Origin of the sequence: Bacillus sp. CH30_1T (assembly GCF_008364765.1) — a bacterium.
In the GTDB taxonomy this organism is placed as follows: domain Bacteria; phylum Bacillota; class Bacilli; order Bacillales; family Bacillaceae_B; genus Rossellomorea.
Genome location: NZ_VTUY01000020.1, coordinates 25403 through 42231 on the forward strand (window position 1 = coordinate 25403; position 16829 = coordinate 42231).

General features: G+C 40.2%; 15 protein-coding genes. 13 read left to right on the top strand and 2 right to left on the bottom strand.

All coding sequences use genetic code 11. The features are described 5' to 3' along the window. A complete protein-coding gene (locus F0342_RS23930; RefSeq protein ID WP_149158231.1) occupies window positions 1–498 on the bottom strand; it encodes a peptidyl-prolyl cis-trans isomerase in 498 nt (165 codons plus the stop codon). 136 nt (window positions 499–634) lie between these two features. Between F0342_RS23930 and glsA the strand changes: the two genes are divergently transcribed. The 4 genes from glsA (at window position 635) to pyc (ending at window position 6944) form a co-directional block, all read left to right on the top strand. Continuing rightward, the gene (gene glsA / locus F0342_RS23935) at window positions 635–1561 is read left to right on the top strand and encodes a glutaminase A (RefSeq protein WP_262481874.1); all 927 of its coding nucleotides are present in this window, start codon (window positions 635–637) and stop codon (window positions 1559–1561) included. 189 nt (window positions 1562–1750) lie between these two features. Next, window positions 1751–2032 carry an Fpa/YlaN family protein gene (locus F0342_RS23940; RefSeq protein ID WP_113968349.1) on the top strand — a complete coding sequence of 94 codons (282 nt, stop codon included), beginning with the start codon at window positions 1751–1753 and terminating at the stop codon, window positions 2030–2032. A 114-nt stretch (window positions 2033–2146) separates the two neighbouring features. After that, the gene (locus F0342_RS23945; RefSeq protein ID WP_149158232.1) at window positions 2147–3364 is read left to right on the top strand and encodes an FtsW/RodA/SpoVE family cell cycle protein; all 1218 of its coding nucleotides are present in this window, start codon (window positions 2147–2149) and stop codon (window positions 3362–3364) included. 139 nt (window positions 3365–3503) lie between these two features. Continuing rightward, the gene (pyc, locus tag F0342_RS23950) at window positions 3504–6944 is read left to right on the top strand and encodes a pyruvate carboxylase (protein ID WP_149158233.1); all 3441 of its coding nucleotides are present in this window, start codon (window positions 3504–3506) and stop codon (window positions 6942–6944) included. Between the two features lie 41 nt (window positions 6945–6985). Here pyc and F0342_RS23955 read toward each other — a convergent pair whose 3' ends face one another. Then, window positions 6986–7903, bottom strand: a complete 918-nt coding sequence (locus tag F0342_RS23955; protein ID WP_262481873.1) for a COX15/CtaA family protein — start codon at window positions 7901–7903, stop codon at window positions 6986–6988. A gap of 483 nt (window positions 7904–8386) precedes the next feature. On the opposite strand from F0342_RS23955, the gene cyoE reads away from it, so the two are divergent. The 9 genes from cyoE to F0342_RS24000 all read left to right on the top strand — a co-directional run. Next, window positions 8387–9298 (top strand): heme o synthase, encoded by a 912-nt coding sequence (cyoE, locus tag F0342_RS23960; protein ID WP_149158234.1) that lies wholly within the window; start codon window positions 8387–8389, stop codon window positions 9296–9298. Between the two features lie 103 nt (window positions 9299–9401). Continuing rightward, the gene (gene coxB, locus F0342_RS23965; RefSeq protein WP_149158235.1) at window positions 9402–10478 is read left to right on the top strand and encodes a cytochrome c oxidase subunit II; all 1077 of its coding nucleotides are present in this window, start codon (window positions 9402–9404) and stop codon (window positions 10476–10478) included. A gap of 29 nt (window positions 10479–10507) precedes the next feature. Next, complete coding sequence (gene ctaD / locus F0342_RS23970; protein ID WP_149158236.1) at window positions 10508–12379, top strand: cytochrome c oxidase subunit I; 1872 nt, start codon at window positions 10508–10510, stop codon at window positions 12377–12379. Next, window positions 12379–13008, top strand: a complete 630-nt coding sequence (locus F0342_RS23975; protein WP_044337518.1) for a cytochrome (ubi)quinol oxidase subunit III — start codon at window positions 12379–12381, stop codon at window positions 13006–13008. The genes ctaD and F0342_RS23975 overlap by 1 nt, the downstream gene beginning before the upstream one ends. A 4-nt stretch (window positions 13009–13012) precedes the next feature. Then, window positions 13013–13345, top strand: a complete 333-nt coding sequence (ctaF, locus tag F0342_RS23980; protein WP_044337517.1) for a cytochrome c oxidase subunit IVB — start codon at window positions 13013–13015, stop codon at window positions 13343–13345. 308 nt (window positions 13346–13653) lie between these two features. Continuing rightward, window positions 13654–14559 (top strand): cytochrome c oxidase assembly factor CtaG, encoded by a 906-nt coding sequence (ctaG, locus tag F0342_RS23985; RefSeq protein WP_149158237.1) that lies wholly within the window; start codon window positions 13654–13656, stop codon window positions 14557–14559. A 72-nt stretch (window positions 14560–14631) separates the two neighbouring features. Continuing rightward, window positions 14632–15093: a DUF420 domain-containing protein gene (locus F0342_RS23990; RefSeq protein ID WP_148968624.1), complete on the top strand. Its 462-nt coding sequence runs from the start codon at window positions 14632–14634 to the stop codon at window positions 15091–15093. A gap of 288 nt (window positions 15094–15381) precedes the next feature. Continuing rightward, window positions 15382–16524 carry a GNAT family N-acetyltransferase gene (locus F0342_RS23995; RefSeq protein WP_149158238.1) on the top strand — a complete coding sequence of 381 codons (1143 nt, stop codon included), beginning with the start codon at window positions 15382–15384 and terminating at the stop codon, window positions 16522–16524. 80 nt (window positions 16525–16604) lie between these two features. Continuing rightward, the coding region (locus F0342_RS24000; RefSeq protein ID WP_149158210.1) for a helix-turn-helix domain-containing protein at window positions 16605–16829 on the top strand (225 nt) is incomplete at its 3' end.

Sequence of the window (16829 nt, forward strand, 5' to 3'; positions counted from 1 at the left end):
TTATTCTACTCGAAAGGCTCTAACATTGGTAATGGGGGTTTCTCTATTTGATCCGTCTTTGTAATAAATATGAACGGGGCCATTTTCCTTTAGTGGCTTTCCGTCTTTTGAGAACCCGATGAGTATTTGATCTGCGTGTGCAAGATCCATACGATGTTCATCCGTTTCGGTTTCAATCACAAGAGATGCCGCACTCTCAAGAGGTTCCGCATTTGTAAGAAAAGGGGCAAACGGAATAGCGAATGATCCGTTTAATATCTTTTCCTTTTCATACTTTTTCTCTGTCTTAAGTGTAGGGGGATAGGTTGCACCTTCCTGAATTTCCCGTGACCAATGCTTGGATACGGCTTTTGTATATTCTTCCAAATCGTCAATCGTCTCATTTTTTTCATCAAAATATGTAGTTAAATCCACTTTTCGATCGTCAAATATCCAAACGCCGGAATCCAGAGTTATCGTGAATTTCACTTTACCTTTTATTGGTACTATGCTTTCCAATTGAGACTCCTCCTCTCGCTGATAGATTCAGTATATCGGTTATTTAAAGGTTTGTCACATAAAGCTGAAAGCATTTTCAACGTTTTCAATCGGTGAAAGTAGGGAAACTAATGGTAGGACTAAAGGAGCTGATACTATAGTGATAAAAACTCAGGAGCTGTTGGAAGAATTAGTGGAGAAAGCAAGACCTTTTGCAGCTGAAGGAAAGGTTGCAGATTATATACCTGCTCTAAAGGATCAAAATCCAAGTGATTTGGCGATAAGTATATATACTTTGGAAAATCATTCCTGTTATGCAGGAGATCATTTAAAGAAGTTCACATTGCAAAGTATATCGAAAGTCATCACTCTTGCTCTTGTCTTAATGGATTACGGGGAGGAGCATGTCTTCTCTAAGGTTGGCATGGAGCCTACTGGTGATCCTTTTAATTCCATAGCGAAACTCGAAACACATAAGCCCTCCAAACCCCTAAATCCGATGATCAACGCAGGTGCACTCGCAGTCACGAATATGATTAAAGGAAACACAGGAATCGAAAAGTGGGGACGATTAATAGAGTTCATCAATCATATGACCGGAGACACGGTATCATATAATGAAGATGTGGCTTATTCAGAACTTCAAACAGCCAATTTAAACAGATCGCTTTGTTATTATATGAAGCAGCACGGTGTGATTACCGGAAATGTCGAAGATTTACTTGTTCTCTATACAAAACAATGTGCGGTGGAAATGAGCTGTGTCGACCTTGCTAAGATGGGGGCAGTTTTTGCCAATGATGGCGTTGACCCTGAAAGCGGGCGCGAAATTATTACGAGAGATGTTGCGAGAATTTGTAAAACATTCATGGTTACGTGCGGGATGTATAATACTTCCGGAGAATTTGCCATTAAAGTGGGTATTCCGGCGAAAAGTGGAGTGTCAGGTGGAATAATGGGTGCTGTACCCGGGAAGTGTGGAATCGGAATCTTTGGTCCTGCACTAGATACCGTCGGGAATAGCAGTGCAGGACTAAAGCTCCTTGAAATGCTAAGTGATGAATATTCCTGGAGTATTTTTTAACGAATGGTCACGCCAGCGAGTTCCGGATAGGCATTTATAAAAGAAATTTCATGAGGATCCCTCCGAAATAATAATTCGAATTTCTGTCATAGAATCCCTGGGAATACACTTATTTTTCTTGCAATTTCTCTGATTTAACGATAAAATTTTAAGACAGGAAAGCTATTTGTTCGGAATGGGGGGATCACTGTGGCGTCAGAAATGACAATTAATCATCGAGAAAAAGCCTATGAACTGCTAAAGGCCGACGCAGAAAAGATTTTACAACTTATTAAAGTACAAATGGATAATTTAACGATGCCCCAATGTCCTCTTTATGAGGAAGTATTGGATACCCAAATGTTCGGATTATCTCGTGAAATAGAATTTGCAGTCCGTTTAGGATTAGTAGATGATCAAGATGGAAAAGAGCTGATTGATTCTTTAGAAAGACAACTTTCTGCCCTTCATGAAGCATCTACAAAAAAGTAAAATAGTCATGACAACTCAAACAATACATAGATCTGTTGTTTGAGTTTTTTTGTTAAAGATTCTGACTGGTTGGGATTAATTTAAATGATATAAGAGAAAAAGGATTGAAATGTCATGATTAAAAAAATAGCAAAGTCCTATGATTATTCGTTAATCGCTGTATATGTATTTCTTTGTCTGTTTGGTCTGGTAATGATTTATAGTGCGAGTATGGTCATGGCTGTAGAACGATTTGGTTGGGAAAGTGACCATTTCTATAAAAGGCAGATGATCAATATTCTTATCGGGTTCTTTGCCTTTACGTTAGCAGCATGGTTTCCTTACAAAGCATTCCAAGTAGGGAAAATAATCAAGGGACTCATGTTTATCGTAATCGGATTATTAATTGGGGTACATATTTTCGGTTATGAAGTTAACAACGCAAAAAGCTGGATTAATTTAGGTTTCATGCCCATTCAGCCATCGGAGTTCGCCAAGCTTGCAGTCATTATTTATCTTGGCTCTGTTTACTCCAAGAAACAGGCATACATAGATGATTTTAATAAGGGCCTTGCCCCGCCATTACTATTTTTAGGTTTTATATGTTTTTTAGTCTTTTTAGAGCCTGACTTTGGTACGGCGGCTATTATTTTTGCCATTGGAGCAATCGTTATTTCCTGCTCAGGGATCAGTTTTAAAACATTCTCCAAACTGGCTGGTTTGGGAGTAGGTCTCTTGATCGTACTGTCACCGGTCATATACCTGGCAAGAGGCTTTATTTTTACGAGAGAAAGACTTAGCAGGATTGAAGCGTATTTATCACCGTTTAAATATGCCCAAGGGGAAGGATACCACTTAGTGAACTCATACCTTGCCATTGGTTCTGGAGGGGTAAAAGGGCTTGGTTTAGGCCAGAGTGTTCAAAAACTGGGTTATCTTCCTGAACCACAAACGGATTTCATTATGGCTATCATTGCTGAAGAATTAGGTGTATTCGGTGTAAGCTTTGTCATTCTCGGACTCACTTATATCGTGCTTCGGGGGATATATACGGGAGTTAAATGTCAGGACCCTTTTGGAACGATGCTGGCCATCGGAATATCCAGTATGATCGGGATTCAAGCCTTCATTAATTTAGGAGGGGTATCCGGATTAATTCCGATTACAGGTGTTCCACTTCCATTCATCAGCTATGGAGGATCATCGCTATTAGTGCTATCTTTGTCGATGGGTGTCCTTGTGAATGTGTCGATGTTTGTAAAATATGAAGAAAAATATAAAATAAAGAAGGAAAATGGCCTTCCTTCGGAGAATATGGATAATAGCAAAAAAATATATGGTGTAAAAATGTAGGTCACTTTGATAGAGTATCTAAAACTCTAAGTCTAGGGTCTGCCCCCTAAGATACTTCTTTATCTTTCGGGTCAGCCCTTTTTTCATAGACTGCTTTACAGAGAATTTCAATCATGAATAGCCTAAAGGAGAGAGTGTATTGAAGAAAATCAAAAAAGTATTAGTAGCAAATCGCGGTGAAATTGCCATCCGTGTGTTTCGTGCATGTACGGAGCTGAATATTAGAACCGTCGCCATTTACAGTAAGGAAGATTCGGGAGCATATCATCGATATAAAGCTGATGAGGCCTACCTGACAGGAGAAGGAAAGAAACCAATTGATGCTTATTTAGATATAGAGGGGATCATTCGAATCGCAAAGAACGCCGATGTCGATGCCATCCACCCCGGTTACGGTTTTTTGTCCGAAAATATTCATTTTGCAAGACGTTGTGAAGAAGAGGGGATTACCTTCATAGGGCCACATTCAGAGCACTTAAATATGTTCGGTGACAAAGTAAAGGCACGTCATCAGGCCCAATTAGCCAATATCCCGGTTATTCCTGGAACAGATGGACCTGTAGAAACGCTTGAAGAAGTCATTAGCTTTGGGAAGGACCATGGATTCCCGATCATCATCAAAGCTTCATTAGGTGGCGGAGGACGGGGAATGCGTATCGTCCGTAACCTGGAAAGCTTAAAGGAAGCATACGAACGCGCAAAATCTGAAGCGAAAGCAGCATTTGGTAATGATGAAATATATGTTGAGAAATTTGTTGAGAATCCTAAACATATAGAAGTCCAAATTCTTGGGGACGAAGACGGAAATATTATTCACTTATATGAACGTGATTGTTCCATCCAGAGACGACACCAGAAGGTAGTTGAAATAGCACCATCCGTATCCTTGAGTGATCAGCTGAGAGAGGATATTTGTGAGGCAGCCGTCCGGTTGATGGATAATGTAAAGTATGTGAACGCAGGGACGGTTGAGTTCCTGGTTGCAAATGAGCAGTTCTATTTCATCGAGGTAAACCCTCGTGTTCAAGTAGAGCATACGATTACGGAAATGGTTACCGGAGTGGATATTGTCCAATCGCAATTAATGATTGCCGAAGGTCATGCTCTACACAGCAGTAAGCTTGGCATACCTGTTCAAGAAGAAATCCGGACAAATGGGTTTGCCATTCAGTCCCGTGTGACAACAGAAGATCCATTGAATAACTTTATGCCTGACACAGGGAAGATCATGGCTTACCGTTCAGGCGGCGGATTCGGGGTTCGATTGGATGCAGGTAACGGGTTCCAGGGAGCCGTCATTACTCCATACTATGATTCACTTCTTGTTAAACTGTCCACGTGGGCTTTGACATTTGAACAAGCTGCATCCAAAATGGTCAGAAATCTTCAAGAATTTAGAATCCGTGGAATCAAAACGAATATTCCTTTCCTCGAAAATGTCGTTAAGCATGAAAACTTTATTACAGGTAAGTATGATACATCCTTTATTGACACGACACCTGAACTGTTTATTTTTCCGAAACGAAAAGACCGTGGTACGAAGATGCTTTCTTATATCGGAAATGTAACCGTGAATGGTTTCCCTGGAATCGAAAAGAAGAAAAAGCCTGTATTCACTAAGCCTAGGATTCCTGCTCTCGACTTAAAACAAGACTTTAAGCCTGGGACAAAGCAAATTTTAGATCAACATGGTGCTGAAGGGTTGGTTGATTGGGTCAAGGAACAAAACTCAGTGCTCCTGACTGATACAACTTTCCGGGATGCGCACCAATCTTTATTGGCTACGCGGGTCAGAACAAACGACCTGAAGCAAATTGCAAAACCGACATCTCACTTGCTTCCTAATATGTTCTCCTATGAAATGTGGGGAGGGGCAACGTTTGATGTTGCCTACCGTTTTCTAAAGGAAGATCCTTGGAATCGATTATTAACAATGAGAGAGGACATTCCCAATGTACTATTCCAAATGCTTTTGAGAGCATCAAATGCCGTTGGATATAAGAACTATCCTGATAATGTCATAAAAGAATTTGTTGAGAAATCAGCATTCGCAGGTATTGACGTCTTCCGGATATTTGACAGTTTAAACTGGGTTAAGGGGATGGAAGTAGCCATTGATGCGGTAAGACAAAGTGGGAAAATCGCCGAGGCAGCCATTTGTTATACAGGAGACATTGAAGATCCTACCCGGACCAAATATAGTATTGATTACTATAAGAATCTGGCAAAAGAGTTAGAAGCAAGCGGAGCGCATATTTTAGCGATTAAAGACATGGCAGGGCTCTTAAAACCACAGGCAGCCTACCGGCTAATTTCAGAACTGAAAGATACGGTAAGTCTGCCTATCCACCTACACACCCATGATACAAGTGGAAACGGTATATACACATACGCAAGAGCCGTTGAAGCAGGTGTGGATATTGTCGACACAGCTCTTAGCACGATGTCTGGATTAACATCTCAACCAAGTGCCAATACACTTTACTACGCATTGAAAGGAACCGAAAGGGAACCTAATTTAGATATTAACTCACTTGAGACTCTGTCCCACTATTGGGAAGACGTTCGAAAATACTATACAGACTTTGAAAGCGGGATGATGTCACCGCATTCAGAGGTATACAAGCACGAAATGCCCGGGGGACAATATAGTAATCTTCAGCAGCAGGCTAAAGCTGTAGGACTCGGGCATCGCTGGGAAGAAGTTAAAGAAATGTATGCAAGGGTCAACCACCTCTTTGGGGATATCGTAAAGGTTACTCCTTCATCAAAAGTTGTCGGGGATATGGCGTTGTTCATGGTGCAGAATGATCTGTCCGAGAAAGATGTGATCGAAAAAGGGGAGAAGATTGATTTCCCTGATTCAGTGGTGGAATTATTCGAAGGGTATTTGGGGCAGCCTCATGGTGGTTTCCCGAAAGACTTACAAAGAGTGATTCTGAAAGGGCGCACTCCATTAACCGTTCGACCTGGGGAGCTCCTTGATGATGTGGACTTCACAGCACTCAAAGAAAAGCTTTTCGAAGAACTGCAACGCCCTGTCACTAGTTTCGATGCTCTTGGATATGCTCTATATCCTAAAGTGTTTATGGAATACGCGCATACAATGGATCAATTCGGTGATATTTCCGTTCTAGATACGCCTACTTTCTTATTCGGAATGAGACTTGGTGAAGAGATTGAGGTTGAAATTGAAACCGGGAAAACACTTATTGTCAAGCTTGTTTCCATTGGGCAGGCGCAGGCAGATGGTACACGAATCGTCTACTTTGAACTGAATGGTCAGCCTCGTGAAATTGTGATAAAAGATGAAAGCATTAAATCGACAGTAGCAGCCAAGGTGAAGGCTGACGCAAAAAATGAGACTCATATTGGTGCTTCCATGCCTGGAACCGTGATTAAGGTAATTGCAGAAAAAGGAGAGTCGGTCGAAAAAGGGGATCACTTAATGATCACCGAAGCCATGAAAATGGAAACGACCGTTCAAGCTCCGTTTGCAGGGGTAGTGAAAGACATCTATGTGCAAAATGGTGATGCCATTAGCCCTGGTGACCTATTAATAGAAGTTCAAAAAGCATAAACAAAAAAGGATTCCGGTTATGGCCGGAATCCTTTTTTTTGTTATGCTTTCAGCTTACTTCTTGAGATGAGCAGTATAAAGTAACAGAGTAGCCCAAATAGACAAGAGATGATCAAAGCGTGCAATAAAGCTATACCTAAGTTTAATCTTGTGAACACCACAAGTGCTCCGGACATGACTTGAAGGGATACCAGCGTAAAGGCGATGATCCATCCCCAATAAATAACCTTTTGGTGCTTATGCTCTTTAATCGCAATATATGTGATATAAGCAATCCATAAGAATATGAGTCCTGCTGCTGCCCGATGCCCCATTTGAATCCACTCATACAGATTGGTTGGAAGACCCGGAGATGAGTTAACACATAACGGCCAATCTTTACACACTAAGCTCGAATCCGTGTGTCTGACTAAAGCACCGGTATAGACAACAATATAACTATATAAAGTGACTCCTATTGTATGGAATCTCATACGTTTATTAATGACCAATGAGTTGGCATCAAATTTCTGATCGACTTCAAAAATTAGAAGTGTTAACAATAGAATTGAAGCAAATGATATAAGAGAAATCCCAAAATGCAGTGCAAGTACGAAGTCTGATTGCCCCCAGAGTACAGCGGCAGCTCCGATTAGACCTTGTAATACTAAGAAAAAGAAAGAGAGTGCAGCAAGGAATTTTGTTTCACGCTTATATCCAATCGCTCTCCATGACCATATCGATAATGCCAATACTAATAATCCTACACCACCGGAGACAACCCGGTGTGCCAATTCTATGACAAGCTCGAACGTTATATCGCTTGGAATCAATTGTCCGTTACATAATGGCCAAGATCGTCCGCAGCCCATACCAGATTCGGTCTTCGTAACGAGGGCTCCTCCCAATAGAACAAATAACATACCAAGAGTAGTGAGAACGGCAAGCCACTTTAATCCTTTGTGGACACCTTTATGCAATCTATTCACCTTCTTAATTAATAGACTCTACACACTTTCTAATTTATAAATATAGTAGAAAAATATATATGCCCCTACGATAATACCTAAAAGGCCAATAAAACTCAACCGATAAAATGTTACAGAATTATGAGCATGATAATTATTTATATGAAGAGAATAACTATTAGTAGATAATGACTAATTTGCAGAAAAACAAAATCTGTAAGCGCTTAGCTTCGTTTTATGGTATGATGGGTTTAAAATGTTTGTAGAAATATGAAGAAACGTCTGCGTTTTTCTTTCTTCACAATTTCTTCACATTATTGTCTAATTCTCCCCCAAAAAGGAAAAAATATATGGTTTAATATAATATTGATAGCATATATACTATTTCTTATCTGTGTCATGAAATAACAGATGGATATAGAAATAGAGAATCATTTCCTATATAGTATAGAGGTGGTAACTGGCCTCTGGCTTTTTATAGAGAGGAGGAAGAGTATGTCTAGTCGAATGATGACTAACGCTCAAGAAGCAGATTTGACAACCTCAACTGCTTGGAAGGATTTTTTAGCACTAATCAAAATTGGTATCGTTAATTCAAACTTAATTACAACCTTTACAGGTATGTGGTTAGCTTTTTACTTTACTAATACACACTTTCTAAATTCTCTTGATACGATGTTCCTGACGTTGATAGGTTCTTCCCTTATTATCGCGGGTTCCTGCTCCATAAATAATGTGTATGATCGAGACATCGATCCTCTTATGGAACGTACGAAGGGACGTCCTACCGTAACTGGTAAGATCAATGCACCTAAAGCTTTGTCTTTGGGATTAATTATGATTGTAGTGGGAATCATAATGTTATTTATGACTACCGTCACTGCAGGTGTGATAGGAATCATTGGGGTATTTAGTTACGTTGTATTATATACAATGTGGTCTAAGAGGAAATACGTGAGCAACACAATTGTAGGGAGTATTTCAGGTGCAGTCCCGCCACTAATCGGTTGGTCAGCTGTAGATGCAAATCTGGATATCATCGCATGGGTTCTGTTCCTAATGATGTTTATCTGGCAGCCGCCTCATTTCTACGCTTTAGCGATGAAGAGAGTGGAAGAATACAGGGCAGCGAATATACCGATGCTTCCCGTAGTAAAGGGATTTGCTACAACGAAGCATCATATCGTTGCATGGGTTGCAGCTTTACTGCCGCTGCCATTCTTCTTGATGGATTTAGGAATGTTCTTCTTTATCCTTGCAACTGCCTTTAATATTGGCTGGCTTGCACTGGGACTCGCAGGTTACAAAATGAAAGATGATATTAAGTGGTCAAAACTTATGTTTGTCTATTCACTAAATTATTTAACTATCTTGTTCGTAGCGATGGTTATCGTTACCGTACTATAAGATTAGTGGGAATTCTTTCTGATAAGAAATCCAAATAGATATTTTTTATGAGTCCTTGTTTTATTCAAAAGTATATTACATGAAAGAGGGGTTTGATTAAGCTATGAAAGCAAGGCTATCTAAGTGGCGCTTATTCTCAATTGTAGCAATGTTAGCGCTAGTTCTTTCTGGTTGTGGAGAGCCATTTCTCTCCACATTACAGCCAGCTGGTGAAGTAGCACAGTCACAATATGATTTAATGATACTGTCTACATTAATAATGGTATTAGTAATCATTGTAGTAGTCATCGTCTATATGGTAGCGATTATTCGTTTCCGTAGAAAAAAGGGAGATACTACTATCCCGAAACAAGTTGAAGGAAGTCACACTCTTGAAATCGTGTGGACAGTAATTCCAATAATCCTTCTTCTTATCCTGGCTGTTCCGACCGTAACGTCTACTTTCGAATTAGCTGATACAAAGGCTATGGATAAAAAAGACGCAGATGGTAATCGCGAAGCTTTAGTTATAAACGTTCGCGCTAATCTTTACTGGTGGGAATTTGAGTATGAGGATGAAAAAATCATCACTTCACAGGATTTAGTGGTACCAACCGATCAAAGGGTTTACTTCAATGTTACAGCTTCTGACGTTAAGCACTCTTTCTGGATTCCAGCTGCTGGAGGAAAGATTGATACAAACGTCGATAACGTAAACACATTCTTCCTTGAATTTGATGGAGAAAAGTCTAAAGAAGCAGGCGGATTATTCTACGGAAAATGTGCTGAGCTATGTGGACCTTCCCATGCTTTAATGGACTTTAAAGTAAAAGCGCTTCCTAAGGACGAGTTTACGGCATGGGTAGAAGATATGAAAAATGCAGGAGAACCTAAACCATCTTCTGATATAGCACAACAAGGACAAGAAATCTTCAACCAAAAATGCTTAAGCTGTCACGCAGTATCCCCTCAGGATGGACGTCCGGAATCAGCTCGTCTTGCTCCTAATTTAGCAAACTTTGGTGAGCGTACTCGGATCGCAGGTATTCTGGATCACAATGAAGAAGAGCTGAAAAATTGGCTGGTAGACCCTGAGCAGTATAAGCCAGGTAACAAAATGACAGGTACATATGGTAACCTGCAGGAAGACGAACTTGATGCCCTTGCAGAATATCTGATGGGATTAAAAGTTCAAGATTAATTGGGGATTAGTTAAAGGGAGGTTTAATCGTGAGTAGCTATGCACAGAAAAAAGGCTTCGGCGCGACTGTTTGGGACTATTTAACAACAGTAGACCATAAAAAGATCGCCATCCTTTACCTTATGGCTGGAGGATTCTTCTTCTTAGTCGGTGGATTAGAAGCTCTTATCATTCGTATACAGCTTGCTGTTCCTAACAATGACTTTGTTAGTGCCGGCTTATACAACGAAGTTTTAACAATGCACGGTACAACGATGATTTTCTTAGCGGCCATGCCGTTAATATTCGCATTCATGAATGCGGTTGTACCTTTACAAATCGGTGCTCGTGACGTTGCATTTCCTTTCCTGAATTCATTAGGTTTTTGGTTATTCTTCGCAGGTGGAGTTTTCCTTAACCTTTCATGGTTCTTAGGTGGAGCACCAGATGCCGGGTGGACTTCATATGCTTCACTCTCAATGGCATCTAAAGGACATGGAATTGATTTCTATGTACTGGGGTTACAGATTTCAGGTGCAGGTACATTAATAGGTGGGATCAACTTCCTTGTAACCATCATTAATATGCGTGCTCCAGGTATGACATACATGCGTATGCCGCTATTTACCTGGACAGTATTTGTTACCTCGGCACTTATTTTATTCGCTTTCCCTGCTTTAACGGTAGGATTATTCTTAATGTTATTTGATCGTATGTTCGGATCGAATTTCTTTGATGTAGCGAATGGCGGTAACACCATTATTTGGGAGCATTTCTTCTGGATTTTTGGTCACCCTGAGGTATACATCCTTGTATTACCTGCTTTCGGAATTTTCTCTGAGATCATTCCGCACTTCTCTAGAAAACGTTTATTCGGTTACTCATCCATGGTATTTGCGACCGTACTTATCGGTTTCTTAGGATTCATGGTTTGGGCTCACCATATGTTTACAGTAGGTCTTGGACCAATCGCCAATGCCATCTTCGCCGTTGCGACAATGGCCATTGCTGTTCCAACAGGTATCAAAATCTTTAACTGGCTCCTTACGATGTGGGGAGGAAGTCTCAGCTTCACTACTCCAATGCTCTACGCAGTAGCGTTTATCCCTACTTTCGTAGCAGGTGGAGTAACCGGAATCATGAATGCAGCTGCAACAGCTGACTATCAGTTCCATGATACGTATTTCGTTGTTGCCCATTTCCACTACGTTATCGTTGGTGGGGTAGTATTTGCCTTATTGGCAGGTACTCACTATTACTGGCCAAAAATGTTCGGTACAATGTTAAACGATTTCTTAGGGAAAATCGCTTTCTGGTTATTCTTTATAGGATTCCACTTAACATTCTTTATTCAGCATTTCCTTGGTTTAATGGGTATGCCTCGTCGAATTTGGAAGTTCTTGCCTGGTCAAGGGTTAGAAACTGGAAACTTGATCTCTTCTATTGGAGCAGGCTTCATGGGAGTCGCGGTTATTGTACTTCTTGTTAACGTCATCATCACTCAAGTTAAAGGGGTTAAAGTTTCTAATGACCCATGGGGAGACGGACGTACCATTGAATGGGCGATTCCATCACCACCACCATTCTATAACTTTAAGCAAACTCCGCTTATCCGTGGTTTAGATGCTTATTGGTTAGAAAAAATGGAAGGTAAAAAAGATCTAACACCGGCAGAACCTATCGGAGATATCCATATGCCGAATAACTCGATTTTACCGGTAATCATTTCACTCGGTTTATTCATAGCAGCATTTGGTGCTATGTATCATCCGGATGGTGATAAAGCATGGGCAATCCCTGTTCTGGTAATTGGAATGCTTATCACATTAGGTGCAATGTTCTTCCGCTCTGTAATTGATGATCATGGATATCATGTTCATAAAGAAGATTTAATGGATGATGATAAAGGGGGTAAGGCATAATGCATGCTGAAGAAAAATTCACGCCAAAGACCTGGCCCGCCTCCCCTGAAAAGGCAACTCTTGAGGGGAAAAACAAGTTTATGGGCTTTTGGTTTTTCCTTGGTGGAGAAACGGTTCTTTTCGGATCTCTTTTCGCAACATATTTAGCTCTTAAAGACAAAGTTCCTAGTGACAGTCATGCACTTGCTGCTGACATCTTTGATTTACCACTTGCATTTATTGCAACTATGTTACTTCTAACAAGTTCTCTTACAAGTGTTTATGCAATGTACCATATGAAGAACTATAACTTCCAACGCATGCAGGCATGGTTATTAGTCACAGTCCTTCTAGGTGCAGCTTTCCTTGGATTAGAGATTTATGAGTTTAATCATTACGTACACGAATACGGGCATACTTTTACTAGTAGTGCATTTGGTTCAGCCTTCTACACACTAGTTGGATTCCACGGAGGACACGTAGCTTTCGGTCTTCTATGGATTGTAAGCTTAATGCTTCGTAACGCTAAACGTGGCTTAAACCTTTACAATGCTCCAAAGTTCTATTTAGCTTCTCTATACTGGCACTTTATCGACGTTGTATGGGTATTTATCTTTACAGTAGTATACTTAATGGGAATGGTGGGATAAACTGATGGCGAATCAACAATCAAATTCAGGTAACCCAAGTGTAGATTACGAATATCGCCGTAAGAAAAATGCAGAAGACATGAGAATGCAGGTTACATCCTTCATGTTAATGATTTTCTTAACATTGGTGGCGTTCATTGCAGTAGCAGGAGATTTTGATAAGTACTTTATTGTACCTTTCATCCTCTTACTTGCAGTTGTTCAACTAATTTTTCAACTTTATTACTTCATGCATATGAGTCATAAAGGTCATGAAGCTCCTGCATTATTCCTGTACTCTGGTGCACTTGTTGCATTTATCACAGTTTTAGCATTTGTAACGATTGTATGGATCTAAAGAAAAAGTCAGCCGGATGGCTGGCTTTTTTTTGTAGAGTTTGGGTTTTCCCAATGTGCTTGTCGTAGCTACCCAGTCGGCTCCGCTTTTCATTGTCCAGCTCCAGCGGCTAGGCCCTCGAGGTCATAAGCCAATTCTGCCAAAAAGGCAAAAACGCCTTTCCGGTATGTTCGTCTTATGCTTGTCGCCTCTGTGCAAAGCCCCTCCGCTTTTCTAATTGTCAAGAACTTGTCATTACCTTCCGTTGAAGTGGGGGAGGGTTGTCAGTATAATGGGTGTAGGTGTTAAATGTGAAATGAGGTGAGCAAATGCCTTTGGGTATTTTTGGTTTTATGGCTTTATGGAGCCCATTCTTTATTTTGGCTTTAGTATTTATTACGGTCGTGTATTTCTTGGTCACTGTCAAATGGAGAGACAGTTTTAAAGAAAGTGAAAAATTGACCAGCAAAGAAGCCACTTATTTTATTCTAGCAATGATTCTACTATATGGAATTAAGGGTTCGCCGGTAGAAATTATGAGCACAATTTTATTTTCTGCTCACATGGCACAAATGGCGTTACTATATTTAGTGGTCACTCCACTGCTTGTAATGGGAATTCCTAAATGGGTCTGGAAAGCTACAGTTGAGTTACCGGTGGTTAAGCAAGTTTTTAAGTTTATGACAAAACCATTGATCTCTTTACTGTCTTTCAATATCATCTTTTCGATTTATCATATCCCATTAGTATTTGATAATGTCAGAACTGATGCCACTCTTCACGGTTTGGCAACCGTTATTCTATTCTTATTATCTTTATTTATGTGGTGGCCTTTACTAAATCCAGTGGATGACGATATTGACTTAAGCGGCCTCAAGCGTATTGGGTATATTCTTGGGAGTGCAGTCTTATTGACTCCGGCATGCGGTTTGATCATTTTTGCGCAGAATCCTTTATATGCCCCTTATTATGATCCACAGGAGTTTCTTAAAGCGTTGGCACTATGTGTACCTGTGAATACTCTGGAAGGGTTGACGTTGACTGGGCCGGAGTTATTTACCGATATGTCTACACAAAATGATCAACAGCTTGGCGGAGTGATCATGAAAATTGTTCAGGAGATTGTATTTGGAGTTATGCTGTTCAACCTGTTTTTTCAATGGTATCGCAAAGATCAGGAGAAACAAGAAAAGCTATCCTATGATCCTGTTGATCCTAAATTGACAGAACAGTAACGTATGAAGGGATGATGAACGTCATTCCTCTAAATACATAGCATATTATCTTTAGAAAAGAGAGGAACAGAGATGGGTTTACCTATTTTACCTACCATTAGTACCACATTTATCGTGTTAAGTGCTGTCACAGTTGCGATTGGCTGGTGGCAGATTAAACAGAGAAGGATTGAGCAGCATCAGAAAACCATGACACTTGCAGGTATTTTTGCGCTTATCTTTTTCATCATTTATATGAGCAGAACGATTTTTGTTGGAAACACGTCATTTGGCGGTCCCGATAGCATTAAGATTTATTATACGATTTTCCTTGTTTTCCATATAACATTGGCCACAACCGGGGCAGTATTTGGTCTGATGAGCTTGTGGACCGGCTATAAAGACCGTTTAGCAAGACACCGTAAGCTGGGACCGATTACGAGTTTTATCTGGTTCTTTACTGCTATTACAGGAGTCGCTGTGTATCTGCTCCTTTATGTATTCTATAAAGGCGGAGAAACAACTTCCGTCATTCGGGCAATACTCGGATATTAAAGACAAACCTATTATGTGATGAATCACATAATAGGTTTTTTTCTTTTGATTAGGCTCTTTTCTAAAGGCTTGTGGCTATCTTAGAGAAGAAAGTAGTAGTTGATTTCCGGAAGCTGAGGAGGCTCGGCCGAACGTCCGCGGAAAGCGAAGCAGTTCCCCTCACCATCAAGCACATACTAATAGACAGAGCTCAAGCAGACCTGTTGTTAAAAATAACAATCTTTGCGAGAACTAAAGGGAATGGCAAATGCCCCGTCGAATGTAGGATAGTAGAAGGGAGCAGATATAATGATTACAAAATTAAACCATGGCCAGTTTGAAGAATCCTTACAATTATCAGAATATGCTTTTCAATATGTAGTACCAAGTGAAGACAGAGAGAGACGCCTTCAACAGACTAAAGATCATACTGTGTATGGAATATATGAAGAAGAGAACTTAGCTGCGAAGCTTCATTTGATCCCGCTCCAAGTACAACTGGGTAAACACGTGTATCCGATGGGAGGTATTGCCGGAGTCGCCACCTATCCGGAGTTCAGAAGAAGAGGGTATGTGCGTCAATTAATGGATCATTCATTACAGAAGATGAAGGAAGATGGCACAGTCCTATCCATGCTTCATCCATTTTCTATTGATTTTTATCGGAAATTTGGATGGGAAGTATTTGCATCTTTCCACAAGGTACAGCTTGAGAAGAAGGATCTTGTACCATTAAAGCCTTACAATGGACTAATCAGGAGATTTAAGAAGGATACATATCCTAATGAATTGGAATCGATTTATGATCGCTATGCGGAGCAGCATAATGGGATGCTGGTACGTTCAAAAAAATGGTGGAGGGAAAGGAGCATCACCGATCTGTGGATTGCGATATATTATAACGATACAGGGGAAGCAACCGGCTACCTTACTTATGGAGTGAAAAAGGAAAAGATGAAGGTTGAAGAGTTTGTTCCACTTACAAGTGATGCAAGAATTGGTTTATGGAACTTCATTTGTCAGCATGACTCAATGGTGAATGAAGCTGAACTTATATTGAACCCCTTTGAAGTGTTACCCTATATGTTGAAGGACCCAAGAATTAAAGTGGAGAAGCACCAATATTTCATGGCAAGAATCGTCGATGTTGAAAACTTCTTGAAGAGATATGTAAAAGAGATCGATTTTCCGCATCAACTTGAATTCTCCATTTCGGATTCGACAGCGGCTTGGAATAACAACACTTTTGTTCTTAATAAAAATGAAGTTGTTTGTGAAAAGATTGAGGCATCGATTTCACTGGACATCAAAGATTTCACAGCATTAATCTTTGGAGTGCATACCCCAGAGGAATTACTCCAAATGGGAAAACTTCAGGCTGGGGAGGAGGACTTCCATAAGTTCCAATCCTTGTCCCAGGGGAATCATCCATTCTTTTACGATTTCTTTTAAGGGAAAATAAAGTCAAAAAGACCAATTCGGTATCGACCCCCAAAAGTTAGAGTAGACAACTAACTTTTGGGGGTGTTTTTATGGCTAAATATAGTGAGGAATTTAAACTAAAACTTGTCACCGAGTATCTGGATGGCCATCTTGGATATAAATCATTGGCGAAAAAATATAACCTACCCTCTAAGACACCACTACAAGATTGGGTAAGAGCTTATAAAACACAAGGAATAGAAGGTATAAAGCGAAGAGAAATAAACAAAGCGTACTCTGTTCAATTTAAATTAGATACGATACTATTTATGTTA